A 20,333-nucleotide genomic window follows, 5' to 3' on the forward strand; every position below is an offset into this window, starting at 1 on the left:
TTGCCACCTGCAACAGCCCGCAATACCAAAGCCTGCCGCCTTCACAGATCGTGCCAAGTCTGGCCGACAAGGGGCTTTACCTGGCCAGCGAATCGAGTTTTTACCGGGTTCTGCGCGAGCATGGACAGGCAAACCGGCGCGGTCGCGCCCACCCGCCCAGAACAGTAGCTAAACCCCATGCATGGGTAGCCAATGCGCCGCTAAAAACTTGGAGCTGGGACATCACGTTCTTGCCCACCGTCGTTCGTGGCCAGTTTTACCGCCTGTACATGGTGATGGATGTGTACAGCCGCATGATTGTGGGCTGGGAAATCCATGAGGATGAACGCGCAGAACATGCTGCCACGCTCATCACCAAGGCCTGCCTGCGTCACCGTGTGCGCCACGCCGAGCTGGTGTTGCATGCCGATAACGGCTCGCCCATGAAAGGCGCCACCATGTTGGCGACCTTGCAGCGCCTGGGTATCGTGCCGTCGTTTAGCCGCCCGGCAGTCAGCGACGACAACCCTTATTCCGAGGCATTGTTCAGGACACTGAAATACACCCCAGCGTACCCAAAGAAGCCGTTTGCGTCGATTGACCAAGCCCGCCAATGGGTGCTGCGCTTCGTGACCTGGTACAACACAGAACACCGCCACAGCGGCATCAAGTTCGTGACGCCTGCGCAACGGCATTATGGGCAGGAGCACGCAATTCTTGAGCGCCGCCGTAGCGTCTACGAAGCAGCGAAACGCGTTACGCCGCAGCGTTGGAAAGGCCGCCACACGCGTGACTGGAACCCGGTTCGCGAGGTGTGGTTAAACCCGCCGAAGGAACATGCCGCAGCGCCTCAAGAATTGAATCACGCGGCATGAAGAAAACGGACATCATTGTTGACAAACACCGTGTTCCATGAACGCGTTGGTTAAGAAGTGGCCGCCTGAACCCCCCGGGGGCCCGACTGAGCTGTCAGTTGTAATTCCTATGTACAACGAGCATGAAGTTATTCCGGCCATGTATGAGCGGATCACTACTGTGCTGGCTCGTTTAAACGCGCCTTACGAGCTGGTTCTGGTGGACGACGGCAGCCGGGATGGTACGCCCAACGTAATTAAGGCGCTCGCTGAAAAGGACAAGGCAATAACCGCGGTTTTCCTCAGTCGAAATTTCGGAAAAGAAGCGGCGCTTACGGCGGGCCTGGCGCATGCCGCTGGCGCTGCGGTCGTCATAATGGATGCCGATCTGCAAGATCCGCCCGAGCTCATTCCGCAGATGATGCAGGAATGGAAGAAGGGCGCAGACGTCGTTTGCATGCGTCGCCGGTCTCGCAGAGGCGAATCCTGGTTCAAGCGCCGTAGTGCGCACCATTTTTACCGACTTCTTAACGCCATCAGTGATGTCGAGATACCGCCCGATACCGGAGACTTTCGGCTGTTAAGCCGCAAGGCGGTCTATGCTTTGCAGCAGCTGAATGAACGCAACCGGTATATGAAAGGACTGTTTGCCTGGATTGGTCTTCCAACAGCGATCATCGAGTACGACCGTCTGCCGCGTGTTGCGGGCGTGACGAAATGGGATTACTTGAGCCTGTTCAACCTGGCATTCCAGGGAATTACTTCTTTTTCTGTCGCCCCGCTGAGAGTTGCGACGGCCGGTGGAGTGATTACAGCGTTTCTAGGCCTTCTGTTTGCGCTGTGGATTGTGGCCAAAGCGCTGGTGTTGGGGGATCCAGTGCAAGGCTACCCCTCGCTTATTGCGATGATCACGATCCTCGGCGGTGTACAGCTGTTGTCAATCGGGCTGGTTGGGGAGTATGTCGGGAAAACATATTCCGAAACCAAACAACGTCCAGTTTATATCGTCCGCGATGTCATGCGTCATGGCAGGGCGGCGGGTGAGAATGCCGGTCGGGTCGACGGGATAGCGGAGCAAGAGAGCTATCATGCAGCAGCGTAGTAACGCAGTAGCTTGGCTAACGCTGGTGATAGTCCTTTCGCTGCCGCTAGTGTCCATGGAGCTTGTCCCGTTTTATGACACTAGCGAACCTCGCTATGCGGAGATTGCCAGAGTCATGGCGCAAAGCGAGGATTGGATCACTCCGTGGTTTGACGTCGATGTCCCGTTTTGGGGCAAGCCTCCGCTGTCCTTCTGGGCACAGGCCCTCTCAATGAAGGTACTGGGCGTCACTGAATTTGCTGGGCGTTTTCCGTCGTGGCTATGCCTCATCCTGACCAATATCCTATTTTTGACGGGGTTCAAATCGGTGCGGGGCATTGGCGTCGCGCTCTGGGCCGCCATCATTTACAGCACCTGTACCCTCGTCTACATCAGCTCTGGTGCCGTGCTTACCGACCCGTTTCTCGCACTTGGCACCACGCTCTCGTTAGTTTCCTTTGCGAGGGTGATAGGTAGTGGCGACCGCCTTTTAGTCGGGTCACTCGACCAACAACCGGACAGGTCTGTAAATCTCCGAAATGCCGACATTCGGTGGTGGCAATATGGATTCTTCTTGGGACTGACGATCGGTCTCTTGGCGAAGGGCCCTTTGGCCGCACTCATAATCTTTGCCCCGATCACGGTATGGTGGTCGCTTACGCGAAAGACGAAATCCCATACCGCGTTGTTGCCATGGCGAAGCGGCCTGTTGCTAACGGCTCTCTTGACACTGCCCTGGTATATCGCGGCCGAAATCAAAACCCCTGGGTTTCTTGACTACTTCATCGTAGGCGAGCATTTTCGGCGGTTCTTGGATCCGGGATGGGCCGGTGATCTCTATGGGAGTGCTCATAGGACAACCTATGGAATGATATGGGTCTATTGGCTAGAGGCCTCGTTTCCTTGGGGGCTATTAGTACTGGCCGCTCTGGGGGGTGCGGTTTTTAGCCCGCGCATGCGGTCGGCTGCGCAAGCTGTCTACAGAGATCCACTATTCTTTTACTGGGTGACTGCCGCACTGTTCACCCCCGTTTTCTTTACCTTCTCTGCCAATATCCTTTGGACTTATGTGCTTCCATCGCTCGCTGGCTTTAGTATCCTGGCCGCGATGCTCGCGCAGGAAGTGAGAGCTCGATATTCGATACCCCGGGTCAAACTGTTTACAGCGGTGGCACTGGTTCCCCTGGTGGTTCTGGCAGGAAGTGTGGTGGTGTGGATTAATCCAGATCTGCGCAATACCGAACGGGAGCTCGTGCGATACGTAATGCGTCAGCCGGGTCCTTCGAGCCCTCTGTTCTATCTGTCGGAGCTGCCCTTTTCGGCCCGGTTCTATTCATCAGGACGTGCTAGGGCGATAAAAGAAGCAGAGCTTCAACAAATCGCGCAACAGGACAAAACCTTCTATTTGGCAGCTCCTAAAACGGGGCCGGAGGCTGTTTACGTTGTTGCGGGAAAGAAAATGACGCCGGTGTTTTCAAACAGGCGGTATAGCTTATTGAAGGTGTCCAAGCGTGATTCTTCATTAGTGGCCGTTCGGAGCGGCCCAAGCTGACGTCATCAGGACAGGAAGGCGATTGCAGGCGGGCCTGATAGGTTGGTCAAGTAAACCTATGAAAGAGGATAGGCGAACGTCCTGACAATGCCATACGTTTGCTTTTTCCCCACCCTCAAGACTATGCCTTGAGGTGGGGATGAAAACTTGTCTTACACCGAGACGCCACGGCGTGATGATTTGCGGTTTTTAGTTTGATATTTAGAAAGCGTTAAGTCGTACAACCAGTGCGGCCAAGGTAATGAGCAGCACGGGAATGGTGAGCACGACCCCGACCTTGAAATAATAACCCCATGTGATCTTCACGCCTTTGCGTGCCAGCACATGTAACCATAGCAGCGTCGCCAGGCTTCCGATAGGCGTTATCTTCGGCCCGAGATCGCTGCCGATGATGTTTGCATAAATCATGGCTTCCCTGATGGAGCCCGTTGCCTGGCTTGCATCGATGGACAGCGCGCCGACCAAGACTGTCGGCATGTTATTCATGATCGAAGACAATAAGGCCGTGAGTAGGCCGGTTCCCAATGTGGCCACCCACAATCCTTGGTTCGCCATTGCATCGAGCCATCCCGCGATCATATCGGTCAGCCCAGCATTCCGCAGGCCGTAGACAACCAGATACATGCCAAGTGAAAACACCACAATCGGCCAAGGTGCCTCGCGGACGACCTTGCGGATGCTTATTACGTGACCGCGACCCGCAACCAGCAGCATAATGGCCGCACCCGATGCAGCAAGGGCGCTGACCGGAATGCCGAAGCCTTCCAAGAGGAAGAAGCTGACTAGCAGCAGAATGAGCACATACCAGCCCGCCCGGAATGTGGCCGGGTCGCGAATAGCGTCAGCAGGTGCTTTCAGTTGGCTGGCATCGTAATTCACCGGGATACTTTTTCGAAAGTAGATCAGAAGCACCATCAAGGTCACCGCAACGGAGACGAAGTTGACCGGCACCATGACTGCAGCGTATCGCGCGAAGCTGATATCGAAGAAGTCAGCCGAGACGATGTTGACCAGATTCGACACGATGAAGGGAAGGCTTGCCGTATCCGCGATAAAGCCAGCCGCCATGACAAAAGCCAGTGTGGCCGCCGGTGTGAAACCGAGCGCGAGCAGCATGGCCATCACGATGGGCGTCAGGATGAGGGCGGCCCCGTCATTCGCGAAGAAGGCTGACACAGCTGCACCCAGCAGGATGATTAAGGCAAACAGTAACCGGCCGCGTCCGCCGCCCCAGCGTCCCACGTGCAAAGCCGCCCATTCGAAAAAGCCTGCTTCATCCAACAACAGGCTGATGATGATGATGGCAATGAAGGTGGCGGTGGCGTTCCAGACGATACCCCACACGACAGGGATGTCACCGAAGCTGACGGCGCCAAAGACCAGTGCGAGCACGGCGCCTAGCGTGGCGCTCCAGCCGATATTGAGTCCGCGTGGTTGCCAGATGACCAGCACGATGGTGAGCAGGAAGATAAGTAGTGCGACGACCACAGGGAAACCTCAATGTTTCGGGAATAGAAAAACGCCGTCGTGTGACGGCGGCGCAGCAGTATGTGTAGCTGTGCAGGCTACACAGAAGGAGTGATAGCACTGATCTGGTCGAGCGCTTTTTTCAGCTCCAAGGGATCGGTCTGCAGTTCGCTTAATGGCAAGGCGAGGAAGGCTTCAATGCGCGCTCTAAGTATGCGATAAGCCGTCTCAAAGGCCGCATCAATCTCGCTGTCTGTTCCGGTGGCATGTGCGGGGTCTTCCACGCCCCAGTGGGCGCGCATAACCTTCCCAAGATACGCCGGACACTCCTCGCCTGCCGCGCTGGCGCACACGGTGATAACGATATCGGGTTTCACCGGCAGATCATCCCAGGACTTGCTAGCGCAGCCCGCCGTTGAAATGCCTTCGCGATTTAGAATCAGGAGCGAACGTGGGTGTACTTCTCCGGTGGGCCGGCTGCCGGCGCTCACCGCCTTCCAACCGCTGGGAGCAAAATGATTGAAGGTGGCTTCGGCCAAAATCGAACGGCAGGAATTACCGGTACAGAGAAACAGGACGTTCATTTGTGGTTGGTACCTAAAGTATCGAGTTCACGTTTGATGGCGACGCGGTCGAGCGTCGTCAGCGGCAAGCTGGTAAAAATCTTGATCCGATTTGCGATCTGTCGAAAAATCTTGTCGAAACGGTCACGCTTTTCTTCGGGCGTTCCTTCGCTCGCTGAGGGGTCTTCAAACCCCCAGTGTGCCGTGATGGGTTGACCCGGCCATACGGGACACTGTTCGCCAGCTGCACTGTCGCACAGCGTAATAACGAAATCCATTTGTGGTGCATCGGCGAATTCATCCCAGCTTTTGCTGCGCACATTGTCGGTCGGCAGTTGGACTGACGTAAGAAGCTCCAGCGTCAGCGGGTTCACTTCGGTGCCGGGGTGGCTGCCAGCGCTGTATGCACGGAACCGACCATTACCCAGTTGATTGAGCAACACTTCGGCCATGATGCTGCGCGCGGAATTTCCGGTGCATAGAAACAGGGTGTTGTATGGTTTGTCTGACATGGCGAACAAATTTCCTTTGAACTGCAGCGCCAGGGTGGCGATGACCTAATAGGGTTACCCGCGATTTTGTTCGGCGGGAGAACAGACTTCCAAGTTGACCGGCAAGCATGGGTTACCGCCGCAACAGTTTTCCGTGAGATAGGCCAGAAGGGAATTCATGGCTGCATACTGCACCGAATAGGACACGAAGCGGCCTTCCTGGTGGGATGACAGCAAGCCTGCGTGGACGAGCTCTTTGAGATGAAAGGTGAGCGATGAGGGAGGTATATCGAGCAGTTCTGCTAATCGCCCCGCGTGTAACCCTGCAGGACCCGCCTGCACGAGATGACGATACGCCTCAAGCCTTTTTTCGTGAGCGATAGCTGCGAGCAGTCGCACAATGTCTTTCGTTTCCATATTTCGATAATAGCAGAAATGACAAATTTAAGTGCTGTAATTGGCGTTTCATTCAGGTCGATACCGGCAGGCGCCAGGTAACCGCTACTCCCAGCAGGGTCAGAGCGGTGAGCGTACCTAGCAACATTGTCGGCCCGAGTTCGCTCAGTACTATTGCTAACCCCAAGGGGGCAATAGCCTGGGCAATAAGCATGGGCCGCGCCAATAGCCCCATACGTGCGCCATACCCATGGCTGCCGAATAGGGCTAACGGGAGGGTGCCGCGCACAATAGTCAGCAGTCCATTGCCTGCGCCATACAGAGCCATTGCGATAAAGGCCAGACCGGGATCGGCAGGCATTAGCAAAGCGAGCCCAAGAAAACAAAGAAGCACTGCTCCACGGGCAGACCACGTTGGATGAAGCGTCCGCCAAAGGGAGAATTCGAGCAGTCTAGCGGCCACCTGTGACGGCCCTATCATCATCCCTACTGCCAGTGCGACGGATGTTGCCAAGCCGAGCTGAACGAGCGTGTCCAGCAGATGTACGGACACGCTCGACATTACGGAGGAGTGCAGCGTGAAGAGGGCTGCGACCAAGAGAAAAAGGAATTGGGTCTCTTTAAGAGCCCCAGCGCGCAGCTCGGCATTGTTCGCCGGTTCAACTCCGCTGTTGCCTTTCTGCTCGCGAGGGATCAATAGCAAATACATCGGCAAGCCCACCGACAGATGTATACCGGCGAGCACCAGGCAGGTACCCCGCCAACCCAGTGTCGCCTCCAAGGTGGTGATGGCCGGCCAAGCTACCGTGCTCGCAAAGCCGCCAAATAGCGTGATGCCCGTCATCGCGGTGCGAGCGTTGTCGCCCAATAGACGTCCCAGCGTGGAGAAGGCGGCGTCATACAAGCCGCCGGCCATGGCCGTTCCAAGCACGGTCCATGCAAGGAAATAGACGGGTAGGTTCGGTGCTGTCCCCATCAAGGCCAATCCGGCTGCCAGCAGCAGGGAACTGCTGGCGAGCACCGGACGACCACCGAGATGATCGATCATTCGGCCAGCGCGGGGCGCGGCGAATCCCGCCACGAGCAGCCCCCAGGAAAGTCCGGCGACGACACTGCCAAGCGACCAACCGGTGTCACGAGAAATTGGGGCGGCAAGTACGGCAGGTAAGTAGAACGTACTACCCCATGCCAATATCTGGGTGATTCCCATGACGGCGATCAGGCGCACAGGAGCATCGGAGAGGGACGGTAGCGGAATGCGCACAAAGCTGCTGAGATGGTGAAAGCGGCCACAGCGGCGACGCTTGAAGATGGATGTTTGACAGATAATACTTGAACAGGCTCCATATTTCCACGATAATAGAAATATGGAATCGAAAGACGTTGTTCAAGTACTATCGGCGCTTGCACAGGAGTCGCGCCTGGCTGTCTACCGTCTCTTGGTGCAAGCCGGTCCAGCTGGACTTCCCGCTGGCCGCATTGCTGAACTTACCTCTATCCCACCTTCCTCACTGTCCTTCCATTTGAAGGAGCTCTCCCATACAGGATTATTAACCTCGCGCCAAGAGAGCCGTTTCGTTATCTATAGCGCCAACTTTGCAGTGATGAACGACATTCTGGGATACCTTGCAGAGAACTGTTGCGAAGGCGTCTTGTGCGTACCATCGGAACAAGGCGAAGCATGAATGATGTCGATGTTGTAATCGTAGGAGCGGGCCAATCAGCGCTGGCAACGGCGTACTTTTTGCGCCGCGCTGAGCTCTCTTTCGTGTTACTCGACGCAGAGGAAGGGCCTGGCGCGGCGTGGCGGCATGGATGGGATTCCCTGACATTGTTTTCTCCGTCGCAATGGAGTTCGCTTCCAGGTTGGCCCATGCCCCCCGCACACGGTTATCCTTCGCGCGACCATGTCATCGACTACTTTGCGCGCTACGAGGCGCGCTATGAGCTTCCCGTCGTACGTCCGGTTCTCGTGCAGGCGGTGCGGCGTGATGGCGACCGCTTTCAAATTGAAGCCGAAGATGGTCGTGTCTGGCGCTCGCGTGCAGTGGTGAGCGCCACCGGCACATGGCGTCATCCCTACGTACCCAGTTACCCCGGGCAGGATAGCTTTTCCGGTGTGCAGACCCACTCCGGACACTATCGGAATCCACAAGCCTTTGCCGGGAAGCGCGTGCTAGTGGTTGGCGGCGGCAACTCCGGCGCACAGATAAGGGCTGAGATGGCTGGCATCGCGCAGACCACGTGGGTCACGCCTTTAGAACCTGTCTTTCTGCCCGATCAAGTTGACGGGCGAGTGTTGTTTGAGCGGGCCACCGAGCGTTGGCAGGCTATGCAGCAGGGCTTGCCGCCGCCGGAAGAAGTCGGCGGTTTTGGCGATATCGTGATGGTGCCCTCCGTTGCCGCTGCGCGACGACGCGGCGACCTCAAATCTGTTCGGCCTTTCTCTGCTTTTACGTCAACCGGCGTCGTATGGCCCGATGGCAGCCACTCAGAGGTTGATGCCGTCATCTGGTGCACGGGCTTTCTGCCGGCGCTTGACCATCTAAGCCCACTAGGCGTCCTCGATGCAGATGGCCGAGTCGCCGTCGAGGGCACGCGTGCCGTGGCTGAACCAGGGTTATGGCTCGTGGGCTATGGCGACTGGACGGGCTTCGCGTCCGCCACTCTCGTTGGCGTCATGCGAACGGCACGCAGTACTGCGCAAGAAATCGGGGCGACGCTGTCGCCTGTCCACCAAACTCAACCAGAGGGAGTATCGCAATGAGCGATGTCGTTATCTATCACAACCCCAAATGCGGAACATCGCGCAACACGCTTGCCCTCATTCGTAATGCCGGGATCGAGCCGCAAGTGATCGAGTACCTGACCACTCCACCGGCGCGGCAAGTATTGAAGTCGATGATCGAACGTGCCGGACTGTCAGTGCGCGAGGCGCTGCGGGAGAAAGGAACTCCCTTCCAAGAGCTCGGCTTGGACGACACGTCGCTTTCAGACGATGCGCTATTAGACGCCATGCTGGCGCATCCCATTCTCATCAACCGACCCTTCGTCGTGACGCCCACTGGCGTGCGCCTGTGCCGACCGTCTGAGCTGGTACTCGACATCCTGGAGCAGCCCCAACGTGGCCCGTTCGTCAAAGAGGACGGCGAAGTGGTCATAGACGAACACGGGAATCGTGTGCGCTGAACCGGCGCACCTGGAAATTTGAAATGAAGCAATTTACATCGCTACACGACGGCTCGTTGCCCGCCTTGGACGAGTCCTTGTTGGATATCCCTTCGCACGAGAGACTCGGCATCCCGGTTGACGCTCAACACCCGCCGCGCATTCTGTTGCTCTATGGCTCGCTGCGCGAACGCTCGTATAGTAGGCTTCTTGTTGAAGAGGCTGCCCGCATCCTGCAGCGCCTGGGCGCCGAAACCCGGATCTTCGATCCGTACGGGTTGCCCCAGCCAGACAGCGTTCCGGCCGACCATCCCAAGGTGGCTGAACTGCGTGAGTTGTCGCTATGGTCGGAAGGGCAGGTGTGGTGCAGCCCTGAGCGACACGGTACGATCACCGGCATCTTCAAGAGCCAAATCGACTGGTTGCCTCTGGAAGTGGGTAGCGTCCGGCCTACGCAGGGGCGCACGCTTGCCGTGATGCAGGTCAGTGGTGGCTCGCAGTCATTCAACGCCGTAAATGCCTTGCGTGTGCTGGGCCGGTGGATGCGCATGGTGACAATCCCGAATCAATCATCAGTCGCCAAGGCGTTTCAGGAATTCGACGAGGCTGGCCGCATGAAACCATCGGCTTACTACGACCGAGTCGTGGACGTGATGGAAGAGCTGATTAAATTCACGTTGCTGGTGCGCGGCCGTGCGGATTACCTTGTCGATCGTTACAGTGAACGCAAGGCCGTTGAAGCCGAAGTGCTGCGGCTAGCCGAGGCCGCCATGGCTCATGAACGTGAGAACGAGTTGACGTAGTTTCAGAGAACGCAACGACATCATGCCGCTACTGTGTCTAGTGAGTTGCGGCTAGGGCGCGTTAGCACAGAGTCTTGGGCATTGATATCTCAAACGCTGTTTTATCGGGTGTAGACTCGGCTGTGATTGTTCCCCCGTGTGCTTCGATGAGTGTTTTCACAATGGCGAGGCCGAGACCGGCGCCTTCGCCGCTGCGTTGGCGCGATGCGTCGGGCCTGTAGAATCGTTCAAAGATATGGGCTAAATGCCGAGGTGGGATGACAGGCCCGGGGTTCTGTATGCAGATATGGCCTAACTCACCGGCCGACCGGGAAACTGACGACAACAGCGCGATGCGAAGGGGTATGGCGGATAGCATTAGCGCAAGGAGGGGGCGAGCAAGAGTATCCGCAGAGTCAGTAGTACCCATGTTATCGCACGAAGTTAGCGGGCGCTCGATCGGCCAGATGAACGATGAGTGATGGCTGAATGAATACAGGGCGCTAGGAGAACGAACGAGAGCGCAAGCCTTGCGCATATAACATCTTGCGGGATGAGCGGGAGTAAGCCCGATATGATCTACGTCAGCACCAGAAAGTTTATGATGGTCGGCCGGTCCATCAGCGGTATGTTAGGCGGCGCTGTCCTCTATTGATATGCTGACCCGGCTATAAAGTGTTCTTGGCTTGAGGTAGTAATCAATGGCATGAGCAATCCGATAGAGCACGCAATATTCCGCAAGCTTCTACCGGGGCCGTCCTGGAGCATTGACTGCGCAAAGTCGTCAAGTGTTCCTTCAGTTGCTGTAGTTCTTCGACCCGCTCTTCGACCTCTGTGATTCGCATGTCGAGCAACTTGTTCACGTCACCGCAATCCTGGCGGGGGTCGTCCCGAAAGGTAAGCAACCTCTGGACGTCGTTTAGCGGCATATCAAGCGTACGGCAGTGCTTAATGAACCGGAGGCGTTCGAGATATTCGTCGCCATACAATCGATAATTGCCTGCGCTGCGCCCGGGCTGCGGAAGAAGGCCTTCTCGCTCGTAAAACCGGATGGTTTCTACCGGACATTCTGATCGCTTGGCGAGCTCGCCGATCCTCATTTTCATGGACTTCTCCGAAGGGAAAAACTATAAAGCTAGTATAGACTTTAGATCGTCCAGCGCACAGTCACAGCGGCTCAGCTGGCATACAGCCTGGTCACCAACCTCCTATGGCGCATTTCGATCTGCCATATTGAGCACGGTTTCTGCATGGCCTTGCTGTGCATGCACTACATGGGGCTTGACTCTGGAGTAGCTACATGGTTTCCAATGCAACGATTAGAGGAAACCATGATGAAGCATAAATCCATACATTCCGAAGCTGCCGGTGTGTCTTGCTGCGGCGGCACCGAATCCCGGGCAAAGCACGAGTCCATGGAGCAGACGAGCTCGGCGTCCGTTCGAACGTTTCGAATCGCAACGATGGATTGTTCCGTTGAAGAGTCAGAAATTCGACGCACGCTCGAAGAGATTGAGGGCATTCGTAGCTTAAATTTTCAGCTGAGTGCTCGTACTTTAGCTATCGACGCTCCGGAGGACGTGCTTTCACGCGCCGTCACTGCCATACGTCATATTGGCTACGACCCTCAAGAGCAACACCGAGACGGGGAAGGAGACGGATCCGGCACTTCCCTCAGCATGCAGCGCGGTTTCTCTAGCGGGATTCCGCGTTTAATTTTGGCCTTGGTGCTGGCCATTGGGGCGGAAGTGGTAGCTTTTTTTTCCCCTGAAACAACATTCTGGGAAGTGGCCGAAATGGGGCTCGCCGCAATAGGAATCTGGCTGGCCGGCCTGGAAACTTACACTAAGGGCTTCCTAGCACTGCGTCGAAAGCGACTCAACATCAACGCGCTTATGAGCGTTGCGGTTACCGGCGCGTTCCTTATTGGACAATGGGCCGAAGCTGCTATGGTCATGGCGCTTTTTGCGTTGGCTGAACTTATTGAGGCCCGCGCGGTTGACCGCGCTCGGAATGCGATTAGAGATTTGTTAGACCTGACCCCAGAAACGGCAGAGGTACGACAGCCCAGCGGGAACTGGCAAATGATGCCAGCAAACGACATTGCATTTGGAGCAATAGTTCGCGTAAGGCCGGGTGAGCGAGTCGCACTCGACGGTATGGTCACAGCGGGGGCCAGTACGATCAATCAGGCTCCCGTCACTGGCGAAAGTCTGCCTGTCGAGAAGGCCGTCGGCGACCCGGTGTACGCAGGGACTGTCAACGAATCCGGCTCGCTAGAATTTGAAGTTACTGCGACCGCGGGCAATTCTACGCTGGCGCGGATCATACACGCTGTCGAACAAGCCCAGAACAGCCGCGCGCCGACCCAGCGTTTTGTTGACAAATTCGCAGCCGTTTATACACCTGCAGTTTTCGTCATGGCGCTTGTGGTGGCGGCAGTGGGCCCGCTACTCTTCGAATGGACTTGGGTTGACGCACTCTACAAGGCGCTTGTCTTATTAGTGATCGCCTGCCCATGCGCTCTGGTGATTTCCACGCCTGTTACCGTTGTCAGCGGCTTGGCCGCTGGTGCCCGTCGAGGAGTGCTTATTAAAGGCGGCACCTACCTTGAGGAAGCCCGGAAGCTCAAGGCTGTCGCGCTCGATAAGACTGGCACCATCACTGAAGGCAAGCCGGAACTCGTAGCATGGCAAAGAATGGTGCTGATTGATGACGACGGAGTCGTGGCCAGCATCGCTACCAGTTTAGCCGATCGATCCGATCACCCCGTTTCGAACGCCATCTCTAAGGGACTGGATGCTCCCGGGCAGGAAGTGCAAGACTTTGAGGCAATTCCGGGGCGCGGAGTTAAAGGAAAAATAGGAGGTATGGATTATGTCCTCGGAAACTACCGCTTAATTAATGAGCGTAATCAAGCCACAGCCGAGCTAGATGAGGTTCTTGATATACATTTACGCGCGGGGCGCACCGTTACGCTGCTAGCCTCTAACGAGTCCGTACTTGCTATCTTTGCTGTAGCAGACACGATCAAGGAGTCTTCGCGGGCGGCAATCGGTGAGCTCCGCGCGCTCGGCGTAACCCCAGTTATGTTGACCGGGGATAACAGTGCGACAGCCGAGAGTATCGGTCATGAAGCTGGTATAGACGACGTGCGGGGCAATCTGCTGCCGGACGACAAGCTCGCCGCTATCCGAGAGTTACAGAGTCAGTATGGGCCAACTGGAATGACCGGGGATGGAATCAACGACGCGCCGGCCCTCGCCCAAGCCGATATTGGTTTCGCCATGGGTGCAGCTGGAACTGATATTGCGCGAGAGGCAGCCGATGTCGTCATCATGAACGATGACCTACATCAAATTGCGACCACTGTGCGGCTATCAAAGAAAACCCACACGGTGTTATGGCAGAACATCACTTTGGCCCTCGGAATTAAGGCAGTGTTCTTCGTCTTGGCTGTGTTCGGCGAGGCAACGATGTGGATGGCAGTATTTGCCGATATGGGAGCTAGTCTGCTCGTTGTCGGTAACGGTTTACGCCTGTTGCGTCAGGGCAAGCTGAGCGCGACAGAGAAAGGCGCGGTCAGCATGCGTACGTTGAAGTCAAAGCGCGTCCCCGGATAAGCGAAGAATGAAACAGCCATTTAATTCGAACCGGAGATGGTGGTTGTGGTGGCTTCTGGCTTTAGGTTTTGTCGCACTGGATCAGATCCTTAAGCAGACCACCGTAGCAACGTTACCGTTGCACGCCGGCATTGGGATTACACCGTGGTTCAATTGGGTTCATGTCCTGAACCCCGGAGCAGCGTTTTCCTTTCTCGCTGACGCTGGTGGGTGGCAGCGGTACGTGCTCGGAATCATTGGGTTGGTGGTGAGTGCCACGCTTTTAGTGGCATTGTATCGAGGGCTGGACAGCCGTTCCGTCACACTCAGCTATGTTTCCATTATTGGAGGGGCTATGGGCAACGTCGTTGACCGAGTGTTTCGCGGTGCGGTCGTCGATTACTTGGATTTTTACTGGAAGCAATGGCATTGGCCCGCGTTTAATCTGGCAGATATGCTCCTCGTCGGGGGCACTATGTTGCTAATTTACTCAACGTGGTCCGTCTCGAAGACTGAAACGGAACGGCAAAATCGCACGGACGGATGATGTTCAGTTTTACGACAGTGAACACTACAAGTAGGCACCCGAGCTTCGTCGAAATTTTTGAAATTATAGTTTTTATATAACCACTATGTCGAAATTTTTGTTGCGGCGAGCGATATTAATTTTCTTAACAACGGGCATAAGTTTCAGTGCCACCGCCGACGTTCTAAGCTTTTCAATCATCCATGAGAAATTTGAACTCAACAGACGGGAGGTCGGAGAAGAAGATTCACGAATGGAGCGTCTTCGAAGATTTTTCCTTGAGGCGCCGATCGACGAAAGCCAGTTCTCAATTAGTTCCAGGTTCGGCTTCCGTAGCCATCCGGTTTTAGGCAGACAAAAAATGCACAAGGGTGTTGACTACACCGCTCCAAAAGGAACACCGATTGTGACTGTTGCGGATGGGCAAATTGAGTTTGTGGGTCGGCAGAACGGCTACGGTAAGGTGGTCGTGGTCCGGCATAATGAAAATCTCACTACTCTATATGCACATCAGAGCCGCTTCGCCCACAAACTTGAAAAAGGAGCTTTCGTTTCCAGGGGTGACACGATCGGATACGTGGGCTCGACAGGCATGACTACGGGCAATAACTTGCATTACGAGGTAAGACTGGACAATGATCCCATTGATCCATTGGAATTTGGAACGCTCTATGCCGGTAATGAGCAGGTCATCAACGGGATAGATTGAGAATGAGCATAAGTAGGGTGCCCTAAGAAAATTACCTCGGAAGGCGCCTCAAAAGCACGCTAAATTAAAACAGAGGATATATGAGGAAGCTAATCGTTGGTGCGTTCAGTCTATGCTTTATTTTACCCGCATACGCTACGAGTTTACACGCCGACCATATTGAAAGCGAGGGCAGTGCATATCCAGTTCAAAACGAAAATAAAAACACAGCTGGCACAGGCGTGCAATCTAGCACCCTAAAGGTTTCAGACTGCTGGATCCGCTTCATGCCTGGACTCACTCCGTCCGGTGCATATTTCAAAGTGAGCAACAGTGGAACGCACGAGGCGAAGCTAATATCTATGTCTGTACCCGGATTCAGTAAGGTATCACTACATCGCACAATAAATCAGGGAGGTATAAGTCGGATGGCTGCAGTAGAGGCGATCCCTATTTCAGCAGGAGACAGCTTCGAATTTCGTCCTGGAGGTTATCATGCCATGCTCGAAAAGCCGGAAGAAAGGCTGATCATCGGCAGCGAAGTGGAGGCACGGTTTGAGTTCGGCGCCGGGGCTTCCGCAACGGCCCAATGCAGCGTTAAACCCCCTTCGGCTTTAGCTCATTGATACGCCATGCTATCAAAACATCACAACTACGGCGAATGCTGTCGTTGACAGTCCAGAACCTGAGCGTCGCAGATGGTTCCTGGATGAACTTACACCGCCACGCATTAAACCGCGTAAGCACGTTAGTAAGTAGACCTGCCAGCGCGGGCTTATTGGCAACCCTTATCGGCATGAGCACGATTCTAGGGTACGCTCCATTTGGATGGTTTCCCATACCAGTGGTTGCCCTTGCATGCCTCATCGGAATCACTGTAAAACAAGCGTCCGCTCAAAGAGCCGCTTATATCGGATTTTGTTTTGGCATCGGTATGTTTGGTGCCGGGGTAAGCTGGGTTTATATTAGCCTGAATACGTACGGCGGGATGTCGGCAACAATGGCATTCCTTTCTACTGTATTATTTTGCGTTTATCTCGCCGTCTTCCCAACATTATTCGCCTTCTGCTGCTGGCTAGTTCGTCGCGATACGTTGGCGTATTTGATGTTGACCGTTCCTGCATTTTGGACTGCCACTGAGTTGGCTCGTGGCACTTTCTTTACTGGATTTCCCTGGCTTTCAGTTGGCTACTCACAAATCGTGGATAGCCCCTTATCCGGGTACGCCCCTATTTTTGGCGTCTATGGGGTATCGTTGGCGGTCGCCGTGAGCTCGGGCCTGTTGTTTCATTGTTGTTCTTCATCGAATGTTCGAAGATATCGAGCCGCTATAATTCTCGTGGCTATCATCGGTGTCGGAGTCCTATTAAAGCAAGTTTCATGGACATCCCCATCAGGTCTCAAGTTTTCGGTAGCCTTGCTGCAGGGGAATGTGCCTCAAGATACAAAGTGGAAAGAGGCATCCTTGAAGCCCACGCTTGACCTGTACTTGTCGCTGGTACGTCAAAGCAGTGCCAAACTAATTGTGCTTCCTGAAACCGCAATCCCTCTGTTTATCGATGAGATTCCCAATAGCTACGTAGATGCGCTGATGGAACACATTCGTGCCCGTGATTCTGACCTTATTACTGGGATCCTGGAGAGACAGCCAAGCGGTGAAGGGGACATTTACTATAATAGCGCAATCAGCATGGGGGTGTCGCAGGAACGAATATATAGGAAGCAGCATCTTGTTCCATTTGGTGAGTACGTTCCTTCCTTCAGACTCGTCAGTTGGGTAGTCGATACTCTTCGGATTCCACTTAATAACATGTCGCGAGGACCCGCCTTACAGGAACCTATTCCAGTGGCTGGAGAAATGGTTGCGATTAATATTTGTTTTGAGGATGTGTTCGGTGAAGAAATCAGGCAAGCGTTGCCTTCTGCCACAGTACTCGTGAATCTGAGTAATCTTGCTTGGTTTGGTGATTCGTTAGCGGCACCGCAGCATTTACAAATATCGAAAACACGAGCGCTCGAAGTTGGACGCTATATGTTGAGATCCACGAACACGGGGGCTACTGCAATCATAGATCCGCGTGGAACCGTGGTGAGGCAAGCACAGCCTTTTGAACGGCTCATTTTAGAGGGCGACGCCCAGGGCTTTACGGGTGCCACCCCTTATGTGATTTTGGGTAACGGTCCGATCCTCCTGTTCTGCGGTTTAGGATTGCTAGTGGGTTTATCGTCTCGGCGAGGTTGGGCGACGGAGAAGAAAGGCAAGCTGGGTGCTGCACAGCGTGATTATGTCGCTAGTGTTGGCTCGAGGTCGTTATAGGTAAGCAGGGGGACGCATGTCCGGAATATTGCAGAGATCGAACATTAAACGCATTAAGGAAGATGAGCGATGAGGAAGTGGCATCTTATATTGCTGACCGTTCTCGCTTTGTCAGGTTGTAAGGATTACGTTTGGCAGACTTCTGAAATTTCGGGTGCTATGCCGCCTCTGGAGTTCGAACTGCAGGACGAGGACGGACGTATAGTCACAGCTGCAGACTATCGTGGTGGTCCCGCGTTGCTATTCTTTGGCTTCGCGAATTGTCCGGACGTTTGCCCGACTACCCTTGCCGTTTTGGCTGAAGCGACACAACGACTAGATGAGAATATCCGAGAAGATCTCAAGGTTCTGTTCGTTTCGGTTGACCCGGAGCGTGATGATCTAGAGATTCTTGCGCGTTATACCGATGCCTTCGGGCTCCAATTCATAGGATTGTCCGGTGATAAACAGGCGCTGACCGTATTGACCCGGCGGTATGGAAGCACACATTCTTACAGTAAAAAGGATAACGACGGTAGCTATGATGTTTCGCACTCCAGCGCCGTTCTGGCATTTGACCGAGGTGGACAAGTTAGGCTTCTGATTCGTGCCGATGATCCGATAGATGCAATAGCGGCGGATCTCCGGCACCTAATTATTGAGGGGTGATCATTGCCGCCGTTGTGTTAAACGGGAATGATGACGCGTCAAGTAGGATCGCTCCCTGCGAGAAATTCTGTTTGTAGAGTAGGCTTTCCGTATAATTTTGCGAGCTTTAGGTGGTAGCTGCTCCCTACTTTTCGTGATCGCGTCTAAGTTAAAATCGTCACCTTTTATAGGTAGATTAGCTTCAAATATATAACGGTACCCTTGCACAAATCCGTAACCGATAAGAGCGCTCAGCGCCATAATAATCAACTTCGTTGCGTCCATATCTCTACTGTCAGCATAAGAGTTTAAAGAATTTCTGTTTTCCCTTGTGGCGGCGTACAGAGCTGTGTTGCTAGCGATAGTTAGCTTTAACCTCTTGATCTACGAGACGCTTTAAATCTTCATATCCAAACTTGGGCAAAGGCTTGCCGTTGACGTAAAAGGTTGGAGTCTGCTTGACGTTTAAAGTTCGGAGGTCAGATTTGTCTTGATCGATAACCCAGGTCACGGTGTCTTTATTAGCGTCTTTACGCGCTTTATCGACATCAACGCCGATTTTCTCCGCGTAGCTCCAGATCAAGCTAGGCTGCGGGTCGTGATGGCTCGCCCACTGTGGCTGCTCATCCATTACGACATCTAAAAGTGGCCAATACTTGTCCTGGATACGCGCAGCTTCGAGGATACGAACGGCCTCCTCGGAGCCCTCATGAAAGGGAGCATAACGGATGACAAGATTCACCCTGCCCTCATGAGTTTCCACGATCTTCTTGACGAATGAATAGAAGGCCCTGCAAGTTTCGCACGACGGGTCGAAAAACTCGACAATCGTGACCTTCGCATTCGCCGAGCCAAGCACCGGCGAATGCATGCGAGTAAGCTCTTTGGCCGTATTTTCTGCGATCACCTGCTTGCGCAGCTGGCTCTGCTCGTATAGAAAAGCACCAACAGAAAACGTCATGACGGCGAGGATGCTAGTCAAGACTAGCAGAGTTTGTTTTTTCACTTTTTGCGACCTATTTTGGTTACCAGAATAATGGCGAGCGCAGTAAATGCACTGAACGACAACAAGGGAATGGAAATAAAGCCGAGCAAGTTAAGATCGGCCTTCGCGCAGGAGGGCCCCGCCCCACAAGGTTGTAATGCCTCGGGGATGAATCCGATGTACAGAAGGTTGTGATAAACGGAGAGAAGCCACCCGAGAACAACGAGGGGCAACGCGTACTTAAAAACCCCGACGTCCGAGGACGCTAGGCCGACCCCTAATATAAGTACAAGCGGGAACATAAAAATTCGTTGATGCCAGCAGAGCTCGCATGGAATAAGGCCCATTACTTCACTTAGGAATAATGCGCTGAAGGTTGCAATAAGGGAAATAGCCCATGCAGCGAAGAGCCAATACCATCGCGCCCCAGATAGGCTTGGGCCATTCATCATAAAAAACCGGTCCCGAAAGAGTTGTTGTCGGTGCAAGACATCAGCCTATACTCCCCAAAGCAGGAAATGTCTTCAGGAGCCAGATCGCAAAACGCATTAGCTGTCCGCTCGCTACCGCGATCCCCATCAACACGAGAATCGCGCCCGTAATCAGCTGAATGTAACGACCCGTTCGACGTAGGGAGCTTAGGCGACGCATAAAAGGCGTCATGAAATATGCGGAAAGCAGGAACGGAACGCCTAAACCGGCTGCGTAGATTCCTAACAGAGCAGTCCCATGGCCTATGCTCTCAGATGTTGCGCTAAGAACCAGAATGCTGCCAAGCACGGGGCCAATGCAGGGCGTCCAGCCAAATCCAAAGGCGACTCCCAGAAGCAGAGCGGACCAGGGATTACCGCCTTTTGTGTCAGGGTCAAAACGGTAATAGCGCTGCGCCCACATCGGAACGCGCACAACGCCCATCACGGTCAGGCCCGCTAACGCTATGATGATACCGGCCGCAATATTGAGTTCGTAGCGATAGCTGAGGAAGAGGCGACCGATTGCCGTAATGCTAGCACCTAGAATCACGAATACCAGTGCGAACCCGAGAACAAAGCATGCACTGAGCCCGAACGCTCTCAATCGCTGTGAGCGCCCATCGTGAACAGGTGTCGTCGCAGATATGTTGCCGCCGGCGACATAAGATAGATACCCCGGAACCAGGGGCAAAACACACGGTGATAAGAACGATGCAATACCGGCGATAAATGCAGTCAGCATTCCGATCGTGGTAAGTTCAAGCATTGAAATATCCTAAAAA

23 protein-coding genes are annotated in these 20,333 nt (G+C 54.4%); 13 read left to right on the top strand and 10 right to left on the bottom strand.

Annotated elements, in window-relative coordinates; translation table 11 throughout:
* From VRY85_RS07110 to VRY85_RS07120, 3 genes are all read left to right on the top strand, one after another.
* Nucleotides 1-854: IS3 family transposase (locus VRY85_RS07110; RefSeq protein ID WP_414597920.1), on the top strand; the 854-nt coding region annotated here is incomplete at its 5' end.
* A 37-nt stretch (nt 855-891) separates the two neighbouring features.
* Nucleotides 892-1,935 (top strand): glycosyltransferase family 2 protein, encoded by a 1,044-nt coding sequence (locus VRY85_RS07115; protein ID WP_180158583.1) that lies wholly within the window; start codon nt 892-894, stop codon nt 1,933-1,935.
* Nucleotides 1,922-3,466: an ArnT family glycosyltransferase gene (locus tag VRY85_RS07120; protein ID WP_180158582.1), complete on the top strand. Its 1,545-nt coding sequence runs from the start codon at nt 1,922-1,924 to the stop codon at nt 3,464-3,466. Before VRY85_RS07115 ends, VRY85_RS07120 begins: the two co-directional genes overlap by 14 nt.
* A gap of 201 nt (nt 3,467-3,667) precedes the next feature.
* On the opposite strand, the gene VRY85_RS07125 is transcribed toward VRY85_RS07120, so the two are convergent.
* The 5 genes from VRY85_RS07125 to VRY85_RS07145 form a co-directional block, all read right to left on the bottom strand.
* On the bottom strand, nt 3,668-4,954 hold the full coding sequence (locus VRY85_RS07125) for an arsenic transporter (RefSeq protein ID WP_414597921.1): 1,287 nt from the start codon (nt 4,952-4,954) through the stop codon (nt 3,668-3,670).
* Nucleotides 4,955-5,031: 77 nt separating this feature from the next.
* A complete protein-coding gene (locus VRY85_RS07130; protein ID WP_414597922.1) occupies nt 5,032-5,517 on the bottom strand; it encodes an arsenate reductase ArsC in 486 nt (161 codons plus the stop codon).
* Complete coding sequence (locus VRY85_RS07135) at nt 5,514-6,008, bottom strand: arsenate reductase ArsC (RefSeq protein ID WP_180158579.1); 495 nt, start codon at nt 6,006-6,008, stop codon at nt 5,514-5,516. The genes VRY85_RS07130 and VRY85_RS07135 overlap by 4 nt, the downstream gene beginning before the upstream one ends.
* Before the next feature lie 54 nt (nt 6,009-6,062).
* Entirely contained in the window at nt 6,063-6,404 is a 342-nt protein-coding gene (locus tag VRY85_RS07140) for an ArsR/SmtB family transcription factor (RefSeq protein WP_180158578.1), read from the bottom strand.
* A gap of 52 nt (nt 6,405-6,456) precedes the next feature.
* Nucleotides 6,457-7,593, bottom strand: a complete 1,137-nt coding sequence (locus VRY85_RS07145) for an MFS transporter (protein WP_035274519.1) — start codon at nt 7,591-7,593, stop codon at nt 6,457-6,459.
* 157 nt (nt 7,594-7,750) lie between these two features.
* Here VRY85_RS07145 and VRY85_RS07150 point away from each other — a divergent pair, with 157 nt between their 5' ends.
* The 4 genes from VRY85_RS07150 to arsH are packed head-to-tail and all read left to right on the top strand — an operon-like array spanning nt 7,751 to nt 10,354.
* Nucleotides 7,751-8,068: an ArsR/SmtB family transcription factor gene (locus tag VRY85_RS07150; protein WP_128355434.1), complete on the top strand. Its 318-nt coding sequence runs from the start codon at nt 7,751-7,753 to the stop codon at nt 8,066-8,068.
* Nucleotides 8,065-9,150: an ArsO family NAD(P)H-dependent flavin-containing monooxygenase gene (locus VRY85_RS07155; RefSeq protein ID WP_414597923.1), complete on the top strand. Its 1,086-nt coding sequence runs from the start codon at nt 8,065-8,067 to the stop codon at nt 9,148-9,150. Before VRY85_RS07150 ends, VRY85_RS07155 begins: the two co-directional genes overlap by 4 nt.
* A complete protein-coding gene (arsC, locus tag VRY85_RS07160) occupies nt 9,147-9,572 on the top strand; it encodes an arsenate reductase (glutaredoxin) (RefSeq protein WP_414597924.1) in 426 nt (141 codons plus the stop codon). The genes VRY85_RS07155 and arsC overlap by 4 nt, the downstream gene beginning before the upstream one ends.
* Nucleotides 9,573-9,595: 23 nt before the next feature.
* On the top strand, nt 9,596-10,354 hold the full coding sequence (gene arsH / locus VRY85_RS07165; protein ID WP_414597925.1) for an arsenical resistance protein ArsH: 759 nt from the start codon (nt 9,596-9,598) through the stop codon (nt 10,352-10,354).
* A 61-nt stretch (nt 10,355-10,415) separates the two neighbouring features.
* Here arsH and VRY85_RS07170 read toward each other — a convergent pair whose 3' ends face one another.
* Both VRY85_RS07170 and cadR read right to left on the bottom strand, forming a co-directional pair.
* Nucleotides 10,416-10,871 (bottom strand): ATP-binding protein, encoded by a 456-nt coding sequence (locus VRY85_RS07170; RefSeq protein ID WP_180150717.1) that lies wholly within the window; start codon nt 10,869-10,871, stop codon nt 10,416-10,418.
* Nucleotides 10,872-11,031: 160 nt separating this feature from the next.
* Nucleotides 11,032-11,439 carry a Cd(II)/Pb(II)-responsive transcriptional regulator gene (gene cadR, locus VRY85_RS07175; protein WP_347287770.1) on the bottom strand — a complete coding sequence of 136 codons (408 nt, stop codon included), beginning with the start codon at nt 11,437-11,439 and terminating at the stop codon, nt 11,032-11,034.
* A 228-nt stretch (nt 11,440-11,667) separates the two neighbouring features.
* On the opposite strand from cadR, the gene VRY85_RS07180 reads away from it, so the two are divergent.
* From VRY85_RS07180 to VRY85_RS07205, 6 genes are all read left to right on the top strand, one after another.
* Nucleotides 11,668-13,956 carry a heavy metal translocating P-type ATPase gene (locus tag VRY85_RS07180; protein WP_414598080.1) on the top strand — a complete coding sequence of 763 codons (2,289 nt, stop codon included), beginning with the start codon at nt 11,668-11,670 and terminating at the stop codon, nt 13,954-13,956.
* Between the two features lie 7 nt (nt 13,957-13,963).
* Nucleotides 13,964-14,482 (top strand): signal peptidase II, encoded by a 519-nt coding sequence (gene lspA, locus VRY85_RS07185; protein WP_180150720.1) that lies wholly within the window; start codon nt 13,964-13,966, stop codon nt 14,480-14,482.
* An 85-nt stretch (nt 14,483-14,567) separates the two neighbouring features.
* Nucleotides 14,568-15,170 (top strand): peptidoglycan DD-metalloendopeptidase family protein, encoded by a 603-nt coding sequence (locus VRY85_RS07190; RefSeq protein ID WP_180150721.1) that lies wholly within the window; start codon nt 14,568-14,570, stop codon nt 15,168-15,170.
* 80 nt (nt 15,171-15,250) lie between these two features.
* Complete coding sequence (locus VRY85_RS07195; RefSeq protein ID WP_180150722.1) at nt 15,251-15,775, top strand: copper chaperone PCu(A)C; 525 nt, start codon at nt 15,251-15,253, stop codon at nt 15,773-15,775.
* Between the two features lie 170 nt (nt 15,776-15,945).
* Nucleotides 15,946-17,466 carry an apolipoprotein N-acyltransferase gene (lnt, locus tag VRY85_RS07200; RefSeq protein WP_414597926.1) on the top strand — a complete coding sequence of 507 codons (1,521 nt, stop codon included), beginning with the start codon at nt 15,946-15,948 and terminating at the stop codon, nt 17,464-17,466.
* 90 nt (nt 17,467-17,556) lie between these two features.
* Nucleotides 17,557-18,114: an SCO family protein gene (locus VRY85_RS07205; RefSeq protein WP_414597927.1), complete on the top strand. Its 558-nt coding sequence runs from the start codon at nt 17,557-17,559 to the stop codon at nt 18,112-18,114.
* A 334-nt stretch (nt 18,115-18,448) separates the two neighbouring features.
* On the opposite strand, the gene VRY85_RS07210 is transcribed toward VRY85_RS07205, so the two are convergent.
* Genes VRY85_RS07210 through VRY85_RS07220 form a run of 3 tightly spaced genes read right to left on the bottom strand, consistent with a single transcriptional unit; the run spans nt 18,449 to nt 20,317 of the window.
* Entirely contained in the window at nt 18,449-19,054 is a 606-nt protein-coding gene (locus tag VRY85_RS07210; protein ID WP_414597928.1) for a DsbA family protein, read from the bottom strand.
* 41 nt (nt 19,055-19,095) lie between these two features.
* On the bottom strand, nt 19,096-19,530 hold the full coding sequence (locus VRY85_RS07215; RefSeq protein ID WP_180150725.1) for a disulfide bond formation protein B: 435 nt from the start codon (nt 19,528-19,530) through the stop codon (nt 19,096-19,098).
* 40 nt (nt 19,531-19,570) lie between these two features.
* Nucleotides 19,571-20,317 carry a cytochrome c biogenesis CcdA family protein gene (locus VRY85_RS07220; protein ID WP_132474957.1) on the bottom strand — a complete coding sequence of 249 codons (747 nt, stop codon included), beginning with the start codon at nt 20,315-20,317 and terminating at the stop codon, nt 19,571-19,573.
* Between the last annotated feature and the right edge of the window lie 16 nt (nt 20,318-20,333).

The organism is Achromobacter sp. F4_2707 (assembly GCF_047501535.1).
In the GTDB taxonomy this organism is placed as follows: domain Bacteria; phylum Pseudomonadota; class Gammaproteobacteria; order Burkholderiales; family Burkholderiaceae_B; genus Yanghanlia.